The following is a 16,646-nucleotide window of genomic DNA, read 5'->3' as shown; positions in this document are numbered from 1 at the left end:
AGAACGAGCCCGGCACGGTCACTTCGGCGTGATGTCGCGCCGCACGCGGCGGATGTGCTGCTCGACATAGAACGCCGCCGCATCGGCGTCGCCGGACACGATCGCCTCGTAGATCAGCCGGTGTTCGGACACGTAGAGCCGGATCCGGCCCGCATCGTAGATGCCGTCGTCCTTCAGCCGCTTCCACAGCGGCTGGTCCATCGTCTTCGCGACTTCGTCCGCGATCTTCACGATCAGCGCGTCGCCGGTCATCAACGCGAGTTGGCGGTGGAACAGCCGGTCGCTCTCGTTCCACAGCGCGCGCTGATGCGGATCGTCGACGTCGGTGATGGTCTCCATCTGGGCCAGATAGCGTTCGGCGCCGGGGTCGGCGCGCCCGTGGGCGGCCGCGAGGCGCGCGATCGCGGGCTCCAGGATCAGCCGCACGTCGAGCGTCGACGTCGGGCTGAAATCGGGCTCGGACGCCCGGTGCGCGTCGCCGCGCTCCGCGAGCACGTCGAGCGGCGACGCGACGACGTAGGTTCCCGAATTGCGCTTCGTGAACACGAGCCCCTCGTTCTGCAGTGCGCCGAGCGCCTCGCGCACGGCCGGGCGGCCGACCTGGAACAGCCCCGCGAGCTCGCGCTCGGACGGCAGCCGCGACTCGGCGGCGTAGCGCCCCGCACGGATCTCGTCGCGGATCTTCTCGGCCACCTGCTCGTAGATCTGCAGCGGCCTGAAACCGCCTTCGAGTGTGTCGGGACGCGCGGACATCATCGTATGGCTCCTGCCCGGTCGCGGGCGTGAATCTGGAATGGGTTCGCACTATACCGGAGCGCGCGGCATCGAGGCCATGGCGGCCTTTCTGGACAGATATTAGAACCAAAACTGGCGAGGCGCTTTATTTTCTGGGTTGCTAGCGCGCCATCAAGTGGTATAGATTCGATCCACACTGCCCTGTGTCACGGTATCCGGCAGCCCTGTGGCGGGTGCGGCATGCGCCCGCCGTCCACGCTCACCGACGCATGCGACGTACACGATGACCGCTCTCTCCCCGATTCCCGTTTTCGATGCGGCCGACACGGCCGCGCTGCTTGCCTATCCGGCGCTGCTCGCCACGCTCAGGCAGGCCGTCGCCGACTATGCGGCGGGCGAGATCGTCAGCCCCGAACGCCTGGTCGTGCCGCTGCAGGCGGGCGGCGTGATGTTGTCGATGCCGTCGAGCGCACGCGACCTCGCGACCCACAAGCTCGTGACCGTGTGTCCGGGCAACGGCGCGCGCGGGCTGCCGACGATCCTCGGCCAGGTCACCGCATACGACGCGACCACCGGCGAGATGCGCTTCGCGCTGGACGGCCCGACGGTCACCGGGCGCCGCACGGCGGCCGTCACCGCGCTCGGCATCCAGGCGCTGCACGGCGCCGCGCCGCGCGACATCCTGCTGATCGGCACCGGGAAACAGGCGGCCAATCATGCGGAAGCGCTCGCCGCGATCTTTCCCGAAGCACGCCTCCACGTGCGCGGCACGAGCGCCGACAGCGCAGCGGCATTCTGTGCCGCGCACCGCGCGCAGGCGCCGCGCCTCGTGCCGCTCGATGGCGACGCGATTCCCGATGCGATCGACGTCGTCGTCACGCTGACGACGAGCCGCACGCCCGTCTATCGCGAAGCCGCGCGCAAAGGCCGGCTCGTGGTCGGCGTCGGCGCGTTTACCGCGGACGCGGCCGAGATCGACGCGAACACGGTGCGCGCCAGCCGGCTGGTCGTCGACGATCCGGCCGGCGCGCGCCACGAAGCCGGCGACCTGATCGTCGCGCAGGTCGACTGGCAGCACGTCGCGTCGCTCGCCGACGTGCTGGCCGGCACATTCGACCGCAGCGGGCCGTTGCTGTTCAAGAGCGTCGGCTGTGCGGCGTGGGATCTCGCCGCGTGCCGTACGGCACGCGATGCGCTGGCTGAGCGCCAGGCCGGCTGATCCGGCAGCGCTACCCGTCTGCCGCGCTCGCGACGTCGCCACCTCGGGGCCGCTCCGGCGATTTCCCGTACGCGTTGTAGGAATTGCCCTACAACGCGTCGCAGCGGCCTACATCAACTTCCAATTCGGCCGATTTCATTTTCGGCGGCGCAACACGATACTGCCGGCATGAATGCCAGCCAGTTACCCGCCGCGCTCCGGGTGTTTCTCGTCGATCATGCCGCCGCCGTCCGGCAGCGGATCGCGCTGCTCGTCGGCGCGATCCGCGGTGTCGCCGTCGTCGGCGAGGCGGAAGACGGCCAGGAAGCGTTGGCGCATATCCGCGGCAGCCAGGCGGACGTGGTGATCGTCGACCTGCGGCTGGCGGACGGCAGCGGCCTCGACCTGATCGGGACGCTGTCGAAGGCCGCGCCGCGCATCGTCACGATCGTGCTGACGAATCATTCGGCGCCGGCATTCAGAGAGGCATGCGCATCGGCCGGAGCCGACTACTTCTTCGACAAGACCGTCGAATTCGACGCCGCATGCCAAGTCATCGAATCCCTGGTGCACGCTCGCGTGCACCGCCCCTGACGAGCCGGAGTGACTCATGTCAACAGCCACCCCCTGCGCCGCCGACGTATCCATCACGCCTCGGCCGACGATTCCGCTTCGCGCGGTCACGCGCGCCGACGCCGCCAAACATCCCGCCGCACGCTGCTCGGTATGTGCGATGCGCTCGATGTGCCTGCCGCCGCACCTGACCGCGGCCGAATACGGCCGCCTCGACTCGATCATCTGCACGACCCGGCAGGTGCGCCAGGGCGAAGCGCTGTTCCGCACCGACGACGCGTTCCATAGCATCTATGCAGTGCGCGCGGGTTCGTTCAAGACGGTGATGATGCATCGCGACGGCCGCGAGCATGTGACGGGCTTCCAGATTGCCGGTGAAACGCTCGGGATGGACGGCATCGGCGGCGGCCAGCATTGCTGCGACGCGATCGCGCTCGAGGACAGCGTCGTGTGCATCATCCCGTTCGGTGCGCTCGAAGCGGCGTGCCGCGAAATCAAGCCGATGCAGCACTTCCTCTACCAGATGCTGAGCAGCGAGATCGTCCGCGAATCGAGCCAGATGCTGCTGCTCGGCACGATGTCGGCCGAACAACGCGTCGCGCATTTCCTGCTGAACCTGTCGTCGCGCTTCGAGGCGCGCGGCTATTCGGCGACGGAATTCAACCTGCGGATGACGCGCGAGGAAATCGGCTGCTATCTCGGGATGAAGCTCGAAACCGTGAGCCGGATGTTCTCGCGGTTCCATCGCGAAGCGATGGTCGAAACGCGCGGCAAGCGCGTGCGCATCATCGACTCGCAAGCGCTCGCACGGGTCTGACGGATCCGGGTTACACCTGGCGGCGCAGCGCGCGATGCATCATCGCACCGCGCCGCCGGCCGCCGCGTTGCGCAGCCCCACCCTTGCACCGGCCGCCTGGCACGCGATCAGCACCTGTTCGGCCTGCGTGAACACACGGCGCAGCACGTCGTCCATGTCGTCGCCCACGCACGGCGGCAACGGCCAGCGCGCCGTGTCGTGCGTCACGAGGTCGAGCCGCGCGTCGTAACAGCGTGCGCCATCGGCGGCGGCTAGCGATTCGATCGTGAGATGGCAACCGGTGATCAGCGCGCGAAACCGCTCGAGCCGCACCAGCTGCGCGCCGGCTTCGGCTTCGACCGCGGCGGTCCCCGCGAATCCAAGGCAGGCGATCTGCATGCCCACGCCCATGTCGTGTCTCCTGACGGGGCCGCCCGCTCGTCGACCGCCTTGCATGTGCCGCCTGCATCGAAAGGCGGCGGCACGTGTTGCCCGTGGCACGGCGCGATTTCTCCGATCGCTGCCCGGCCGATAGTCTGCCCGCGCCGTCGCCGGCGCGGGTCCGTTCATACGTTGAAAGTTTGCGACGTCTTCATCTCGATCCACGTCATGCCGGCCCGCAACCCTTCGATCATCGCCTCGCGCTCGGTCGGATACGCGTGGCTGTGCTCGAACGTGTGATGAAAACGCGCGGCGCCGGTGCCGTGCTCGACCGACACGCGGCAGCGGAATTCGCCCGATTCGCACGGGCGCGTCTCGACTTCGACGGACCAGTCGCGTTCGTGGATGTTGCCCTGCAGTGTCATGCGCCCTCCTGCGGTATCAGTCTCCGAGCCGGAAGTGGCCGCTGTGCAGCAGCACCGGCCGGCCGCCGATTTCCTCGAGCATGCGTCGTGCCATCGCCTCGATCGCCGACCGGTGCGCGTCGAACGCAGCCAGCAAGTCGCGTTCGAGCAGCGACGGCGCGCCGAAATGATCTTCCAGCGCCTCGGCCGTGACCGCGCACTGTACGCAACGTCCGTCGACCAGTGCCGAAAACGCCACGACCAGATCGCGTGCGCAATATTCGGGTGGTTCCGGCGGGAAGGCAATCTGCATCTGTCCGCCTGTCATCGTCGTAATCGCTCCATGACGAGAGCATAGTGGCGCGCGCGCCCGCACGCTTGACCCACGTCAACCGGTTCGCTGCGCCGCACGATAACGGCACGGCAGCGTGCCGGCGCGGCCGCGCGGCATCGCCACGAACGGCTTTCAGCCCGCGTCGGGCTCGATCGCCGCGCCGCGCTGCGCGAGCAGTTCGCGCAGCACGCTGCGGTGGCAACGGCGCTCGTCGTCGCAATAGCAGCCGATCGAAAACGCTGTGGCCGCCGACAGCGCGGCCAGCAGGTCGAGCACCTTCGGCGCATCGCCCTGCGCCATCTCCGCACGGAAGTGACGCCGGAACGCGTTCCATTCGGCATCGGTTTCGGCGGCCTGCGCCTGGGCGACGAGTTCCGGGCTCGGCGACAACGTCGGCAGCCATACATCATAGTAGTTGCGCGACGCGAATTCCGCCTTCGGCACGCCGCGCGGCGGCCGCCGCACCGTGCCGATCCGCAGGCCCTCGCCGGCCGCGCGCGGCGTGCCGAGCTGGATGATCCGGATGCCCATGTGCTTCCTTCCGAGTCGCGTTGGATGCCGTGATCGTACGCCCGCGCCGCCCTCGCGTCAGCCGGGTGGCGCACATTGCGGCCGCACAACGAAAAACCGGCTGCCCCCTTGCGGAGACAGCCGGTTCGGCCAGCCGCGTTGCGCGCCGGGGCGCGCCGCGCTCAGACGCCGCTCTTCAGCACCTTGCCGATGGCATCCGCGACGATGGCGACGTTCGAGTCGTTCAGGCCCGCGACGCACATCCGGCCCGAACGCAGGATGTACACGCCATGCACTTCGCGCAGCGCATCGACCTGCGATTCGGTCAGGCCCGTGTACGTGAACATCCCGCGCTGCTTCACGTAGCGCGTCAGTGCCTCGCCGCTGACGTGGTCGCGCAGGCCGTCATGGATCGACTGGCGCATCCGCGCGATGCGGCGGCACATCGCCGCCAGTTCCTCTTCCCACTGCTTGCGCAGCGCAGGCGTGCCGAGCACGGTTGCCACGACCTTCGCGCCGTAGGTTTGCGGGTTGCTGTAGTTCGAGCGCACGGCGCCGGCCAGCTGGCCGAGCACGCGATCGGCCGCGGCGGCATCCTCGCAGACGACGCTCAGGCCGCCCACGCGCTCGCCGTACAGCGAGAAGTTCTTCGAGAACGAGTTCGCGACCAGCACCGGCACGCCGCGGCGGGCCAGCTCGCGCACCGCGAACGCGTCCGCGTCGAGGCCCGCGCCGAAGCCCTGGTACGCCATGTCGACGAACGGCAGGAGCCCGCGCGCCTCGATCACGTCGATCAGCTTCTCCCACTGGCCTTCGTCGAGGTCGACGCCGGTCGGGTTGTGGCAGCACGCGTGCAGCAGCACGATGCTGCGCGCCGGCAGCGCATCGATCGCCGCGAGCATCGCGTCGAACTTCAGGCCGCCCGTCGCCTCGTCGTAGTACGGGTACGAGTTCACCGTGAAGCCGGCGCGCTCGAAGATGAAGCGATGGTTTTCCCAGCTCGGATCGCTGAGCCACACCTGCGAATCCGGGAAATAGCGCTTCAGGAAATCGGCGCCCACCTTCAGTGCGCCGGAGCCGCCGAGCGTCTGCAGCGTCGCGATGCGGCCGGCCGCGCGGGCCGGGTGATCGGCGCCGAACACGAGCGCCTGTACGGCGTCACGATACGCGGCCAGGCCGACCATCGGCAGGTACGGCTTCGCGCTGCTGTCGCGCTGCAGCGTGGTTTCGGCTTCGCGCACGGCGCCCATCACCGGAATCCGGCCTTCTGCGTCGAAGTAGATGCCGATGCTCAGGTTGACCTTCTGGTCGCGCGGATCTTTCTGGAAGTTCTCGTTGAGCGTCAGGATCGGATCGCCCGGGTACGCGTCGATGTGTTCGAACATGGCTTGAGTCGGTCTCGTTTGGAAGAATGATCGGTCGTGGCCTGCGTCAGCGTGCGGATGCGCCGTCGTGCACCGCATAGCCTGCATTCTTCTGACGGAAGCGATACCCGACCGCGAGCACCGCGAGCCATACCGGGATCAGGTACACCGACAGGCGGAGATCCGGCGTCAGGTACATCACGACGAGAATGCCGGCCATGAATGCCAGGCACAGGTAATTCGTGAAAGGATAGCCCAGACTGCGGAAGGAAGTCTCCTCCCCGGCTGCACGCTTGGCCTGGCGGAACTTCAGGTGGATCAGCGTGATCATCGCCCAGTTGATGATCAGCGCCGACACGACGAGGCCCATCAGCACCTCGAACGCCTTGCCCGGCATGAAGTAGTTGACCAGCACGCACAGGCCGGTCGCGAGCGCCGACGCGCCGAGCGCGGCGAGCGGAATGCCGCGCTTGTTCACCGAGCACAGCACCTTCGGTGCGTTGCCCTGCTGCGCGAGGCCGAACAGCATCCGGCTGTTGCTGTACACGCCGCTGTTGTAGACCGACAGCGCGGCCGTCAGCACGACCACGTTCAGCACGTTGGCCACCACGTTGCTGCTCAGCGCGTGGAAGATCAGCACGAACGGGCTGCCGCCGGTGACGACCTTCTCCCACGGATACAGCGACAGCAGCACCGCGAGCGCGCCGATGTAGAAAATCAGGATGCGGTAGATCACCTGGTTGGTCGCGCGCGGAATGCTGCGCTTCGGATCGTCGGCCTCGGCCGCGGTGATGCCGATCAGCTCCAGCCCGCCGAACGAGAACATGATCGCGGCCATCGACATCACGAGCCCCGACACGCCGTTCGGGAAGAAGCCGCCGTGCTGCCACAGGTTCCGGACACTTGCCTCCGGCCCCGCATGGCCGCTCGCGAGCAGCCAGCCGCCGAAGCCGATCATCCCGACGATCGCGGCGACCTTGATGATCGAGAACCAGAATTCGGTTTCGCCGTACGACTTCACGCTCGCCAGGTTGAGCAGGTTGATCGCGACGAAGAAGACCAGCGCCGACACCCAGGTCGGCACGCCCGGCCACCAGTACTGCACGTAGATCCCGACGGCCGACAGCTCGGCCATGCTGACGAGGATGTACAGCACCCAGTAGTTCCAGCCCGACAGGAAGCCGGTGAAGTGGCCGACGTACTTGTTGGCGAAGTAGCTGAACGAGCCGGCGACGGGCTCGTCGACGACCATCTCGCCGAGCTGGCGCATGATGAAGAACGCGACGATGCCGGCCACCGCGTAGCCGAGCAGCACGGACGGGCCCGCCATCTTGATCGTCTGCGCGATGCCGAGGAACAGCCCCGTGCCGAGCGCGCCGCCGAGCGCAATCAGCTGGATGTGCCGGTTCTTCAGCCCGCGCTTCAGGCCGTCGCTCTCGTTTCCAGAAACCATGTCTTCTCCACTCTGTCCGCCTCCGCCTGCAGCGGGGTGCGGCGCGCCTCGGTGTGCCGGGCGCTGTTTTGGTGTGCCGGGGCCGTTCGTGGAGCCGCCGGGTTGGGGACTGCAATCTTCGCGTGGCGGCGCCCGATTCGCGTCGGCGTGCCCGCCAGACCGGCCGCCGACTGTCGCCGCGCCCGCATTGCTGCGTTCGCACACGAAAATCCGGCGTCAGTTTAGCGTCGCGACGGCGAAATCGGGTTTCGTAACCCGTTCATGCAAACCCTACATTATGAGATAAGATTGCATCCAGGAGACAGATGAGGAAACAAAAATGCATGAACCGGTTCTGGATCGCCTCGATCGCCACTTGCTCGCGATCCTGCAGGAGAACGGCCGCGCGTCGAACCTCGATCTGGCGAAGGCCGTCGGCCTGTCGCCCGCGCAGACGCTGCGCCGCCACCGGCGGCTGGAGGAGATCGGCGCGATCCGTCGCTACGAAACCCGGCTGTGCCCCGACACGCTCGGTTTCGGCGTGACCGCTTTCGTGCACGTGACGATGGAGCGCGGGCATATCCGCGACCTGTCGAAGTTCCAGAAACTGGTGTCCGATCTCGCGCAGATCCAGGAATGCTTCTCGGTGACGGGCGACATCGACTACGTGTTGAAGGTCGTCGCGCACGATCTGAAGGGCTTGTCGCGATTCCTGCTCGAGACGCTGATGCGCATTCCCGGCGTGAGCGGCGTGCATTCGAGCGTGTGCCTCGACGAGATCAAGTGCACGAGTGCGATGCCGGTCGAGGCCTGATGTAGCGGGCCGTGCGCCAGGCCGGCCCCGTCATCTCGCCACTTCGAATGCACTGATCAGCAACGCCCCCGCCGCGATCACCGCGCAACCGGCCGCGCGGCGCGGCGTCAGCCGCTCGCCGAGATACACGCGCGCGATCAGCGCCGCGAACACCACGCTCGTTTCCCGCAGCGCCGACACCGGCCCCATCGGCGCGCGATCCATCGCCCAGATCACGATGCCGTACGCGAGCGCCGCGAACACGCCGCCGCACGCGGCCTTAGCCGTTTCACCGACCTCCTGCGTCAGCCGCAGCGGCCCCGCCCGCAGCCGGTAGTACGCGGCCATCATCGCGCCCGTCAGCACGAACATCCACGCGGTATAGCCGACCGTGTTGCCGCTTTCCCGCACGCCGATCCCGTCGACCACGCTGTAGGCCGCGATCGACACGCCGGTCGCGAACGCGGTCGGCAGCACCTGCATCATCCGGTGCTTCGCGCCGCGCCCGCGCTCCAGGCCGATCGCCAGGATGCCCGCACAGATCAGCACGAGCCCGCATTGCGCACCGACATTCAGGTGCTCGCCCGCAAACGCCGCCGCGCCGAGCGTGACGAGCAACGGCGCGGTGCCGCGCGCGACCGGATACGCGACGCTCAGGTCGCCGTGCTCGTACGCGCGCACCAGCAGCAGCGTATAGACGACGTGCAGCACGGCCGACGCGACGACGCATGCCCAGCTCGCAGGCGTGATCGGCGCCGCGGCCGGCAGGAACAGCAGCGCGAACAGCCCGATCGCGATCTGCAGCACCGTGGCCGACCGGAGCCGGTCGCCGCTGCTGCGGACGAGCGCATTCCATGACGCGTGCAGGAACGCCGCACACAGAACGGCAAACAGAACGGGGATCGGCACGATGAATTCTCGCTGACGGTCGGCCACGCGAATTCGTCGCCGCAGGGCATTCATCGTAGAAATACGTCATCCGATTGTCAAAAAACTCGCGCTGCGCCGCACCGTGCGCCGACCGGTCGATGGCGCCGCGTCCCCCGCCCCGCGCGGCATCCGCGGCAATCGGCCCGCGCGCCTCGGGATGTGACGCGAAGATGGCATGCGGTCCGCCCCTTTCCGTTCACTTTCGCATCACATTCCGCCGTAATGAAATCGATACCGCAGCGCAATCGCGACGAAACCACTCCGTCCCCATATCTTCATACGGGGCTGTTCCAATGCGCGTGCTCTCTCACGAGCTTCGCGCCGAACCGACACGGCGACGGGGCCGCTCTCCACCATCGAAGACCTTACCTGGAGTTTCCCGATGTTCCGTCAAGCCTTGCTCGTCACCGCCTGCGCAGCCGCGGCGCTGGCGCTGTTCGCCTGCGGCGGCAGCGACGATCCCACGTCGACGCCTGCCGTGTCGTCGCAGGATGCGCTGCAGACCGCCACGCCGATCAAGCACGTCGTCGTGATTTACGGTGAAAACATCTCGTTCGACCACTACTTCGGCACCTACCCGAACGCGACGAACCCGTCGGGCGAACCGGCGTTCACCGCCAAGTCCGGCACGCCGACGATCAACGGGCTGACGGGCACGCTGCTCACCGCGAACCCGAACTTCACGAACACGGCCAACGGCACCGACGCGGCGAACCCGTTCCGCCTCGACCGCACGCAGGCCGCGACCGCCGACCAGAACCACGCGTACACGGCCGAGCAGCAGGCCGAGGACAACGGCCTCGCCGACCTGTTCCCGAAATACACCGGCAAGGGCTCGTCCGGCGGCGCCGGCGCGTTCGGCACGAAGGGCCAGGTGATGGGCTACTTCGACGGCAACACCGTGACGGCACTGTGGAACTATGCGCAGCGCTTCGCAATGAGCGACAACACGTTCACGACGGTCTACGGCCCGTCGACGCCGGGCGCGCTGAACGTCGTGTCGGGCCAGACCAACGGGATGCAGATCGTCAAGACGTCGAAGCAGCCGTCGACGCTCGCCGCGACCTCGTACTACATCAATGATGGCCAGGGCGGCTTCACGATGATCAACGACGTCGACCCGGGCTTCGACGTGTGTTCGAGCACGACCGACCAGGCGATGATGACCGGCAAGAACATCGGCGACCTGCTGAACGCCGCGAAGATCACGTGGGGCGGCTTCATGGGCGGCTTCAACCTGTCGACGACGAACGGCAACGGTACGACGGGCTGCGCGCGCAGCACGGTCGCCACCGCCGTGAACGCCGCGACGGCCGACTACATCCCGCACCACAACTGGTTCCAGTACTACGCATCGACCGCGAACCCGCAGCACACGCGCCCGAGTTCGGTCGCGGCGATCGGTTCGAGCTTCCAGGCCGACGGCAAGACCGCCGAACCCGCGAACCACCAGTACGACTCGGACGACTTCTTCGCGGCCGTGAAGGCCGGCAACTTCCCGTCGGTCAGCTACCTGAAGGCGCCGGCCGCGCAGGACGGGCATGCGGGCTATTCGGATCCGCTCGACGAGCAGGCGTTCGTGACGAAGGTCGTCAACTTCCTGCAGCAGCAGCCGGACTGGCAGAACACGGCCGTGATCGTCACCTATGACGACTCGGACGGCTGGTACGACCACGTGTACACGGCACCGACGCACGCATCGTCGGACGCGGTCGACCAGGTCAACGGCAGCGGCAAGTGCGGCACGGGCGGCACCACCGGCGTGAACGGCGCGACCGTGAACGGCCGCTGCGGCCCGGGCGTGCGCATTCCGCTCGTCGTGATCTCGCCGTACGCGAAGCAGAACTACGTCGACCACACGATGCTCGACCAGGCGTCGGTCGTGCGCTTCATCGAGGACAACTGGCTCGGCGGCCAGCGCATCGGCGGCGGCTCGTTCGATGCGACGGCAGGCGACCTGCGCGCGTTGTTCGACTTCACGTCGAAGCCGAACACGACGCCGCTGTATCTCGACCCGACGCTCGGCACCGCTTTGAGCTCGGCGCCGGCGATCTGACCGGTATTGCCTGACCGCATGGCCGGCGCATCACGCGCCGGCCGTTTCCATTTCAACGCGCCGCTTCGTGCGACGCCCGTTTTTCGACCGACAGCATGACAGCTCGCCCCGCGTTTCCGTCTCCCGATGCCGCCGGCACGCCCGCGCCGCGCCCCCCTTCCCGCCTGGTGCGCCGTGCGGCGTTCGTGCTCGGCGCGGCCGTGATCGGCTATGGCGCATTCGCGATCGCGTTTCCCGCGCGGGTGCCGGCGGCGATCGGCACCGTGGTCGCCGACTGGACGGGCGCGAACCCGCATCCGGTCGTGCTGCAGCGGCCCGCCGCGCAACCGCTGTCGGCGGTCGCGCAGCTCGGCCGCGCGCTGTTCGCCGATCCGTCGCTGTCCGCGTCGGGCAAGCAGTCGTGCGCGTCGTGCCACAGCCCCGATCATGCGTATGGCCCGCCGAACGCGCTCGACGTGCAGCCGGGCGGCCTCGCGATGACGCAGCAGGGCTATCGCCCGCCGCCGTCGCTGATGTACCTGTACCGCCAGCCGAACTTCAGCATCGGCCCCGATGCCGGTGAAAACGACGCCGCGCCGAGCGTCGCGCAGCAGGCCGCGTCGGCGGCCGGCGTCGTCAAGGCGCAGAAGGTGGCCGGCACGTCGGCCGCGCCGCAGCTCGTGCCGCAGGGCGGGATGTTCTGGGACGGCCGCGCCGATACGCTGCAGCAACAGGCGTTCGGCCCGCTGCTGAATCCGGTCGAGATGGCGAACGCGAGCGTCGACGACGTCGCGCGCAAGCTCGCGCAGTCGTCGCATCGCGCGCAATTCGAGCAGTTGTTCGGCGCGCGCGTGTTTTCCACGCCGCAGCTCGCGGTGTCGGAGGCCATGTTCGCGATCGCGCGCTACCAGGTGGAGGATCCGTCGTTCCATCCGTACGACAGCAAGTACGACCGCTGGCTCGAAGGCCGCGCGCGCCTCACGCGGGCCGAACTGCGCGGGCTGCGCCTGTTCAACGATCCGGACAAGGCGAATTGCGCGGGCTGCCACCTGTCGAAACCCGGCAAGGACGGGCTGCCGCCGATGTTTACCGACTACCAGTACGAGGCGCTCGGCGCGCCGCGCAACCGGGCGCTCGCGCAGAACCGCAACCCGGCGTTCTACGATCTCGGCGTGTGCGGGCCGTTCCGCGACGACCTGAAGGACCAGACGCAGTATTGCGGGATGTTCCTGACGCCGACGCTGCGCAACTCGGCGACGCGCCACGTGTTCTTCCACAACGGCGTGTTCCACACGCTCGACCAGGTGATGGCGTTCTACAACGAGCGCAGCATCGCGCCGCAGAAGTTCTATTCGCGCGGCGCGGACGGCAAGGTCGACGAGTACGACGACATCCCGCCGAAGTATCGCGCGAACGTCGACGTGACCGATGCGCCGTTCGATCGCAAGCCGGGCGACAAGCCCGCGATGACGGCGCAGGACATCAAGGATATCGAAGCGTTCCTCGGCACGCTGAACGACGAGCCGGTGCGGCACTGAGTGCCGGTTGGCCGCCGCGTCGGGGCGCGTCGCGTCAGCAGCGCGCGCGGATGCAGAGAAAGGCCGGGGCCAGCGACAGCTCCGCATGAAGCCGCTCCGATGCGGCCTTCATCTCGGGCAGCGGCTTCGGCTCGACGAACCGGTCGAGCCGCCAGCCGCTGTCGGCCACGGCGTTCAGGATGTCGGCGAGCGGCCGCCGCCACGCCTCGACATAGGGTTTCGGTTCGCCGAAACCCGACCAGTGAAAGCCGAAGCGGGACGTATCGAAATAGCTGCCCTCGCCGCGCGTGCGTTCGTCCATCCAGTCGCGCATCGGATGCGCCATCGAAAACACGAGCGTGGCGCCCGGCCGTGCGACGCGCCGGAATTCGCGCAGCGTCGGCAGAAGATCGCGCACGTAGTCGAACGCGAGCGAACAAACGACCTTGTCGAATGCTGCGTCGGGCAGCCAGGCCAGCGGCCCCTCCAGATCGCCTTCCACGATGTCGACCGCGAGGCCCGCGCAGCGCGTTTTCGCGAGCGCGACCATCTCCGGCGTGACGTCGAACGCATGCACCGTCGCGCCCTGGCGTGCGAGGTGCGCGCTGCAGATGCCGGGCCCGCAGCCGGCATCGAGCACCGTCAGGCCGGCTACGTCGCCAAGCAGCGCCATCGTCGCAGGTCGCTCGTAGAGCGCGTTGTGCGCCTTCGTCGGCGCGATGTCGGCATAGCGTTGCGCGAAGCTCGCGTACGCCCGGCGGGCGGGTGGTTCGTTCGGATCGGTCATGCTGGCTCCGTCGGCGGAAACTGGAGGTGCCGATTCTGCCCGATCGGATGCCGGATGGCGACTCGGCGTCCCGCCTGCGTCACGACAGGCTGTCGAGCAGCCGATACCAGGCCACGCCGGCCGCGATATAGAAACGCTGCAGCCCGTGAAACGGAATGGGCCGGATCGGCGTGCGCCGCAACGGCAGCGGCAGTTGCGCGTCGCCCGACAGGTGCGCGGCCAGATGCTTGCCGAACGTCGTCGCCATCGCGATGCCGCGCCCGTTGTAGCCGAGCGCGATCGTCACGCCCGGCGCGGGCTCGTGCACGTGCGGCATGAAATCCGCGGTGATCGCGACGCGCCCGGCCCAGCGGTATTCGAAGCGGACCCCCTTCAGTTGCGGATACAGCAGCGTCGTCGCACGCTCGAGATGGCGCCAGTCGCTCGCCGCACGCGGCTCCGCGAACGGGCCGCGGCCGCCCATCAGCAGGCGTCCCGCGGCATCGCGCCGGAAGTACAGCAGCAGGCGCCGCGCATCCGATGCGACCTCGCCGCCGGCGAGGATGTCGCGACCGAGCTCCGGCGCGAGCGGTTGCGTCGCGACGATGAAGCTGTTCGCGGCGATCACCGACTGGCGCAGGCCGGGCCACAGCCCGTCCGTGTACCCGTTGGTCGCGATCACGACGCGGTCCGCCGATACCGTCGCGCCGCCGGCCGTCGCGACCTGCCAGCGGCCGTCGACACGCGTCAGCCCGACGGCGCGCGTCAGCCCGTGCACGACCGCCCCGCTCGCCTGCGCCGCGCGCACGAGGCCGCGCGTATAGCTGAGCGGCTGCACGCTGCCCGCGCGTCGATCGATCCAGCCGCCCGCGTACGCATGCGTGCCGAGGCGGCGCGCGACGTCGTCGCGACCGAGCAGTTCGACCGGTGCCCCGCGCGCGGCCCACTGCTGCGCACGCCGGGCGACCGTGTCGAGCATCGCGGCAGTCGGTGCCGGCTGGATCCAGCCGTGGCGTCGCGCATCGCAGTCGATCGCGTACCGCGCGATCAGGTCGAATACCGTGTCGGCCGCACCGCCGACCACGGCGGCAAGCTGCTCGCCGGCTTCGTCGCCGAACCGGCGGACCAGTTCGTCGGGGTCGTATTTCAGGCCGGGGATCACCTGGCCGCCGTTGCGGCCGGACGCGCCCCAGCCCGGCTGCGCGCCGTCGATCACGCGCACGTTCACGCCGCGTTCGGCCAGGTGAAGCGCGGTCGACAGGCCCGTGAAGCCAGCACCGACGATCGCCACGTCGCACGACGCGGACGCGTCGAGCGCGGGAGTATCGGGCGCCGGCGCGGCGGTCGCCGCCCACAGCGAGTCCGGCCACCGGGAGTCGGGCCATCCGGGTGCCGCGTTGCTTGCACTCATGTTCGATCCGGGGTGGCGGCGTCGTCCGACGCCAGCAGTCGACGCAGGAATTCCTGCGTGCGGGGATGTTTCGGCTGCGTGAGCACGTCGCGTGCGGATCCGCTTTCGCAGATGGTGCCGTCGTGCAGGAAACACACGCGGTCGGCCACCTCGCGCGCGAATGCCATTTCGTGCGTGACGACGACCATGGTCATGCCGTCGCGCGCGAGTCCGCGCATCACGCCGAGCACTTCGCCGACGAGTTCGGGATCGAGCGCCGACGTCGGTTCGTCGAACAGGATCGCCTGCGGCTCCATCGCCAGCGCGCGTGCGATCGCGACGCGCTGCTGCTGCCCGCCCGACAGCTCGGACGGATACGCATTCATCCGGTGCGCGAGCCCAACCTTGTCGAGCAGCGCGCGGGCCTGCTCGCGCGCTTGCGCGGCCGGCGTGCGGCGCACGTGGACCGGCCCTTCCATCACGTTCTCGAGCGCCGTGCGATGCGAGAACAGGTTGAAGCGCTGGAACACCATGCCGACCCGCATCCGCAGCTCGTGGATCCGTTTCGAATGCGCGTCGACCTTCACGCCGTCGATCGTGATCGCCCCTTCATCGTAAGTCTCGAAGCCGTTGATACAGCGCAGCACGGTCGATTTGCCCGAGCCGGACGGCCCGATCAGGCACACGACCTCACCCTGCTGCACGTCGAGGCTGACGCCCTTCAGCACGGCGTGCTGCTGAAACCGCTTGTGTATCGCGTCGATCCGGATCATGCGCCTCTCCTCAGCGAGAGTCGCTTGCCGAGCCGGTGCACGCCGAACATCAGCGGCAGGCCGAGCGCGAGATACAGCAACGCGACGAGCGTATAGACGCTCATGTTCTGAAATGTCGACGACGCGATCAGCTGGCCGGCGCGCGTGATCTCCGCGACGGTGATCGTCGACGCGACCGATGAATCCTTCAGCAGCATCACCAGCGTGTTGCCGTACGGCGGCAGCGCGATGCGGAACGCCTGGGGCAGCACGACGCGCCGCATGATCATCGGCCCGCGCATGCCGATCGCGTGCGCGGCTTCGATCTGGCCACGGTCGATCGCCTCGATGCCGGCGCGGAAGTTTTCCGCCTGGTAGGCCGAATACGCGATGCCGAGACCGAGCACACCGGCCTGGAACGCCGACAGCTGGATACCGAGATCGGGCAACACGAAGTACATGTAGAACAGCTGCACGATGATCGGCAGGCCGCGAATCACGTTGACGACCGTGCTCCCGACCGTCGACACGGCACGGTTGGGCGACACCTTCAGCAACGCGAGGATCAGCCCGAGCACCGAGCTGAGCACGAACGCGCATGCCGTGATCTCGATCGTGACCACCGCTCCCTTCAGCAGGATCGGCAGGAAATCGATCGCATTCTGAAAAAACATGAGGTCTCCTATGCGACGGCCCGGCGGCACGCCGCAGTGGGTGCCCGCGATGCGCGGGCGAT

General features: G+C 68.2%; 18 protein-coding genes. 6 read left to right on the top strand and 12 right to left on the bottom strand.

The annotated features are described in order from the left end of the window. Positions 1-18: 18 nt before the first annotated feature. Positions 19-756, bottom strand: coding sequence for a GntR family transcriptional regulator (locus FFS49_RS06390; protein ID WP_105815273.1), 738 nt, complete (start codon positions 754-756; stop codon positions 19-21). Between the two features lie 262 nt (positions 757-1,018). On the opposite strand from FFS49_RS06390, the gene lhpI reads away from it, so the two are divergent. The 3 genes from lhpI (at position 1,019) to FFS49_RS06375 (ending at position 3,323) form a co-directional block, all read left to right on the top strand. Next, positions 1,019-1,954 (top strand): bifunctional Delta(1)-pyrroline-2-carboxylate/Delta(1)-piperideine-2-carboxylate reductase, encoded by a 936-nt coding sequence (lhpI, locus tag FFS49_RS06385; RefSeq protein WP_137950998.1) that lies wholly within the window; start codon positions 1,019-1,021, stop codon positions 1,952-1,954. Positions 1,955-2,122: 168 nt separating this feature from the next. Continuing rightward, a complete protein-coding gene (locus FFS49_RS06380; protein WP_105815275.1) occupies positions 2,123-2,527 on the top strand; it encodes a response regulator transcription factor in 405 nt (134 codons plus the stop codon). Between the two features lie 16 nt (positions 2,528-2,543). After that, positions 2,544-3,323 (top strand): helix-turn-helix domain-containing protein, encoded by a 780-nt coding sequence (locus tag FFS49_RS06375; protein WP_039367352.1) that lies wholly within the window; start codon positions 2,544-2,546, stop codon positions 3,321-3,323. Between the two features lie 39 nt (positions 3,324-3,362). Here the strand turns inward: FFS49_RS06375 and FFS49_RS06370 are convergent, their stop codons facing one another. From FFS49_RS06370 to FFS49_RS06345, 6 genes are all read right to left on the bottom strand, one after another. Next, on the bottom strand, positions 3,363-3,713 hold the full coding sequence (locus FFS49_RS06370) for a hypothetical protein (protein WP_039367349.1): 351 nt from the start codon (positions 3,711-3,713) through the stop codon (positions 3,363-3,365). Positions 3,714-3,868: 155 nt separating this feature from the next. Next, positions 3,869-4,108, bottom strand: a complete 240-nt coding sequence (locus FFS49_RS06365) for a hypothetical protein (RefSeq protein ID WP_039367346.1) — start codon at positions 4,106-4,108, stop codon at positions 3,869-3,871. Between the two features lie 16 nt (positions 4,109-4,124). Then, positions 4,125-4,415 carry a DUF1488 domain-containing protein gene (locus tag FFS49_RS06360; protein WP_039367343.1) on the bottom strand — a complete coding sequence of 97 codons (291 nt, stop codon included), beginning with the start codon at positions 4,413-4,415 and terminating at the stop codon, positions 4,125-4,127. Positions 4,416-4,553: 138 nt separating this feature from the next. After that, positions 4,554-4,952, bottom strand: coding sequence for a DUF488 family protein (locus FFS49_RS06355; RefSeq protein ID WP_105815276.1), 399 nt, complete (start codon positions 4,950-4,952; stop codon positions 4,554-4,556). A 161-nt stretch (positions 4,953-5,113) separates the two neighbouring features. After that, positions 5,114-6,316 (bottom strand): amino acid aminotransferase, encoded by a 1,203-nt coding sequence (locus FFS49_RS06350; protein WP_105815277.1) that lies wholly within the window; start codon positions 6,314-6,316, stop codon positions 5,114-5,116. Between the two features lie 46 nt (positions 6,317-6,362). Then, positions 6,363-7,748 carry an amino acid permease gene (locus tag FFS49_RS06345; protein WP_039367334.1) on the bottom strand — a complete coding sequence of 462 codons (1,386 nt, stop codon included), beginning with the start codon at positions 7,746-7,748 and terminating at the stop codon, positions 6,363-6,365. 319 nt (positions 7,749-8,067) lie between these two features. On the opposite strand from FFS49_RS06345, the gene FFS49_RS06340 reads away from it, so the two are divergent. Beyond that, positions 8,068-8,541 (top strand): Lrp/AsnC family transcriptional regulator, encoded by a 474-nt coding sequence (locus FFS49_RS06340; RefSeq protein ID WP_039367332.1) that lies wholly within the window; start codon positions 8,068-8,070, stop codon positions 8,539-8,541. A gap of 30 nt (positions 8,542-8,571) precedes the next feature. Here the strand turns inward: FFS49_RS06340 and FFS49_RS06335 are convergent, their stop codons facing one another. After that, entirely contained in the window at positions 8,572-9,483 is a 912-nt protein-coding gene (locus tag FFS49_RS06335; RefSeq protein WP_105815278.1) for an EamA family transporter, read from the bottom strand. A gap of 349 nt (positions 9,484-9,832) precedes the next feature. Here FFS49_RS06335 and FFS49_RS06330 point away from each other — a divergent pair, with 349 nt between their 5' ends. Together FFS49_RS06330 and FFS49_RS06325 are read left to right on the top strand one after the other, a co-directional pair. Then, positions 9,833-11,506 (top strand): alkaline phosphatase family protein, encoded by a 1,674-nt coding sequence (locus FFS49_RS06330; protein WP_105815279.1) that lies wholly within the window; start codon positions 9,833-9,835, stop codon positions 11,504-11,506. A 95-nt stretch (positions 11,507-11,601) separates the two neighbouring features. Then, complete coding sequence (locus tag FFS49_RS06325) at positions 11,602-13,023, top strand: cytochrome c peroxidase (protein ID WP_105815280.1); 1,422 nt, start codon at positions 11,602-11,604, stop codon at positions 13,021-13,023. Positions 13,024-13,057: 34 nt separating this feature from the next. Here FFS49_RS06325 and FFS49_RS06320 read toward each other — a convergent pair whose 3' ends face one another. From FFS49_RS06320 to FFS49_RS06305, 4 genes are all read right to left on the bottom strand, one after another. Further along, on the bottom strand, positions 13,058-13,789 hold the full coding sequence (locus FFS49_RS06320; RefSeq protein WP_105815281.1) for a class I SAM-dependent methyltransferase: 732 nt from the start codon (positions 13,787-13,789) through the stop codon (positions 13,058-13,060). A gap of 79 nt (positions 13,790-13,868) precedes the next feature. Further along, positions 13,869-15,179: an FAD-binding oxidoreductase gene (locus FFS49_RS06315; protein WP_105815282.1), complete on the bottom strand. Its 1,311-nt coding sequence runs from the start codon at positions 15,177-15,179 to the stop codon at positions 13,869-13,871. Further along, positions 15,176-15,931 carry an amino acid ABC transporter ATP-binding protein gene (locus tag FFS49_RS06310; RefSeq protein WP_039367318.1) on the bottom strand — a complete coding sequence of 252 codons (756 nt, stop codon included), beginning with the start codon at positions 15,929-15,931 and terminating at the stop codon, positions 15,176-15,178. Before FFS49_RS06310 ends, FFS49_RS06315 begins: the two co-directional genes overlap by 4 nt. After that, positions 15,928-16,584: an amino acid ABC transporter permease gene (locus FFS49_RS06305; RefSeq protein ID WP_105815283.1), complete on the bottom strand. Its 657-nt coding sequence runs from the start codon at positions 16,582-16,584 to the stop codon at positions 15,928-15,930. The genes FFS49_RS06310 and FFS49_RS06305 overlap by 4 nt, the downstream gene beginning before the upstream one ends. Between the last annotated feature and the right edge of the window lie 62 nt (positions 16,585-16,646).

Source organism: Burkholderia sp. 4NA327C6 (genome assembly GCF_005502655.1).
Lineage (GTDB): Bacteria > Pseudomonadota > Gammaproteobacteria > Burkholderiales > Burkholderiaceae > Burkholderia > Burkholderia contaminans.
This window is presented reverse-complemented; position numbering and strand designations above follow the sequence as displayed.

Excerpts from the sequence above, each read along its gene's own strand:
- FFS49_RS06390 (WP_105815273.1), bottom strand. The coding sequence starts at position 756 with ATGATGTCCGCGCGTCCCGACACACTCGAAGGCGGTTTCAGGCCGCTG.
- lhpI (WP_137950998.1), top strand. The coding sequence starts at position 1,019 with ATGACCGCTCTCTCCCCGATTCCCGTTTTCGATGCGGCCGACACGGCC.
- FFS49_RS06380 (WP_105815275.1), top strand. The coding sequence starts at position 2,123 with ATGAATGCCAGCCAGTTACCCGCCGCGCTCCGGGTGTTTCTCGTCGAT.
- FFS49_RS06375 (WP_039367352.1), top strand. The coding sequence starts at position 2,544 with ATGTCAACAGCCACCCCCTGCGCCGCCGACGTATCCATCACGCCTCGG.
- FFS49_RS06370 (WP_039367349.1), bottom strand. The coding sequence starts at position 3,713 with ATGGGCGTGGGCATGCAGATCGCCTGCCTTGGATTCGCGGGGACCGCC.
- FFS49_RS06365 (WP_039367346.1), bottom strand. The coding sequence starts at position 4,108 with ATGACACTGCAGGGCAACATCCACGAACGCGACTGGTCCGTCGAAGTC.
- FFS49_RS06360 (WP_039367343.1), bottom strand. The coding sequence starts at position 4,415 with ATGACAGGCGGACAGATGCAGATTGCCTTCCCGCCGGAACCACCCGAA.
- FFS49_RS06355 (WP_105815276.1), bottom strand. The coding sequence starts at position 4,952 with ATGGGCATCCGGATCATCCAGCTCGGCACGCCGCGCGCGGCCGGCGAG.
- FFS49_RS06350 (WP_105815277.1), bottom strand. The coding sequence starts at position 6,316 with ATGTTCGAACACATCGACGCGTACCCGGGCGATCCGATCCTGACGCTC.
- FFS49_RS06345 (WP_039367334.1), bottom strand. The coding sequence starts at position 7,748 with ATGGTTTCTGGAAACGAGAGCGACGGCCTGAAGCGCGGGCTGAAGAAC.
- FFS49_RS06340 (WP_039367332.1), top strand. The coding sequence starts at position 8,068 with ATGCATGAACCGGTTCTGGATCGCCTCGATCGCCACTTGCTCGCGATC.
- FFS49_RS06335 (WP_105815278.1), bottom strand. The coding sequence starts at position 9,483 with ATGAATGCCCTGCGGCGACGAATTCGCGTGGCCGACCGTCAGCGAGAA.
- FFS49_RS06330 (WP_105815279.1), top strand. The coding sequence starts at position 9,833 with ATGTTCCGTCAAGCCTTGCTCGTCACCGCCTGCGCAGCCGCGGCGCTG.
- FFS49_RS06325 (WP_105815280.1), top strand. The coding sequence starts at position 11,602 with ATGACAGCTCGCCCCGCGTTTCCGTCTCCCGATGCCGCCGGCACGCCC.
- FFS49_RS06320 (WP_105815281.1), bottom strand. The coding sequence starts at position 13,789 with ATGACCGATCCGAACGAACCACCCGCCCGCCGGGCGTACGCGAGCTTC.
- FFS49_RS06315 (WP_105815282.1), bottom strand. The coding sequence starts at position 15,179 with ATGAGTGCAAGCAACGCGGCACCCGGATGGCCCGACTCCCGGTGGCCG.
- FFS49_RS06310 (WP_039367318.1), bottom strand. The coding sequence starts at position 15,931 with ATGATCCGGATCGACGCGATACACAAGCGGTTTCAGCAGCACGCCGTG.
- FFS49_RS06305 (WP_105815283.1), bottom strand. The coding sequence starts at position 16,584 with ATGTTTTTTCAGAATGCGATCGATTTCCTGCCGATCCTGCTGAAGGGA.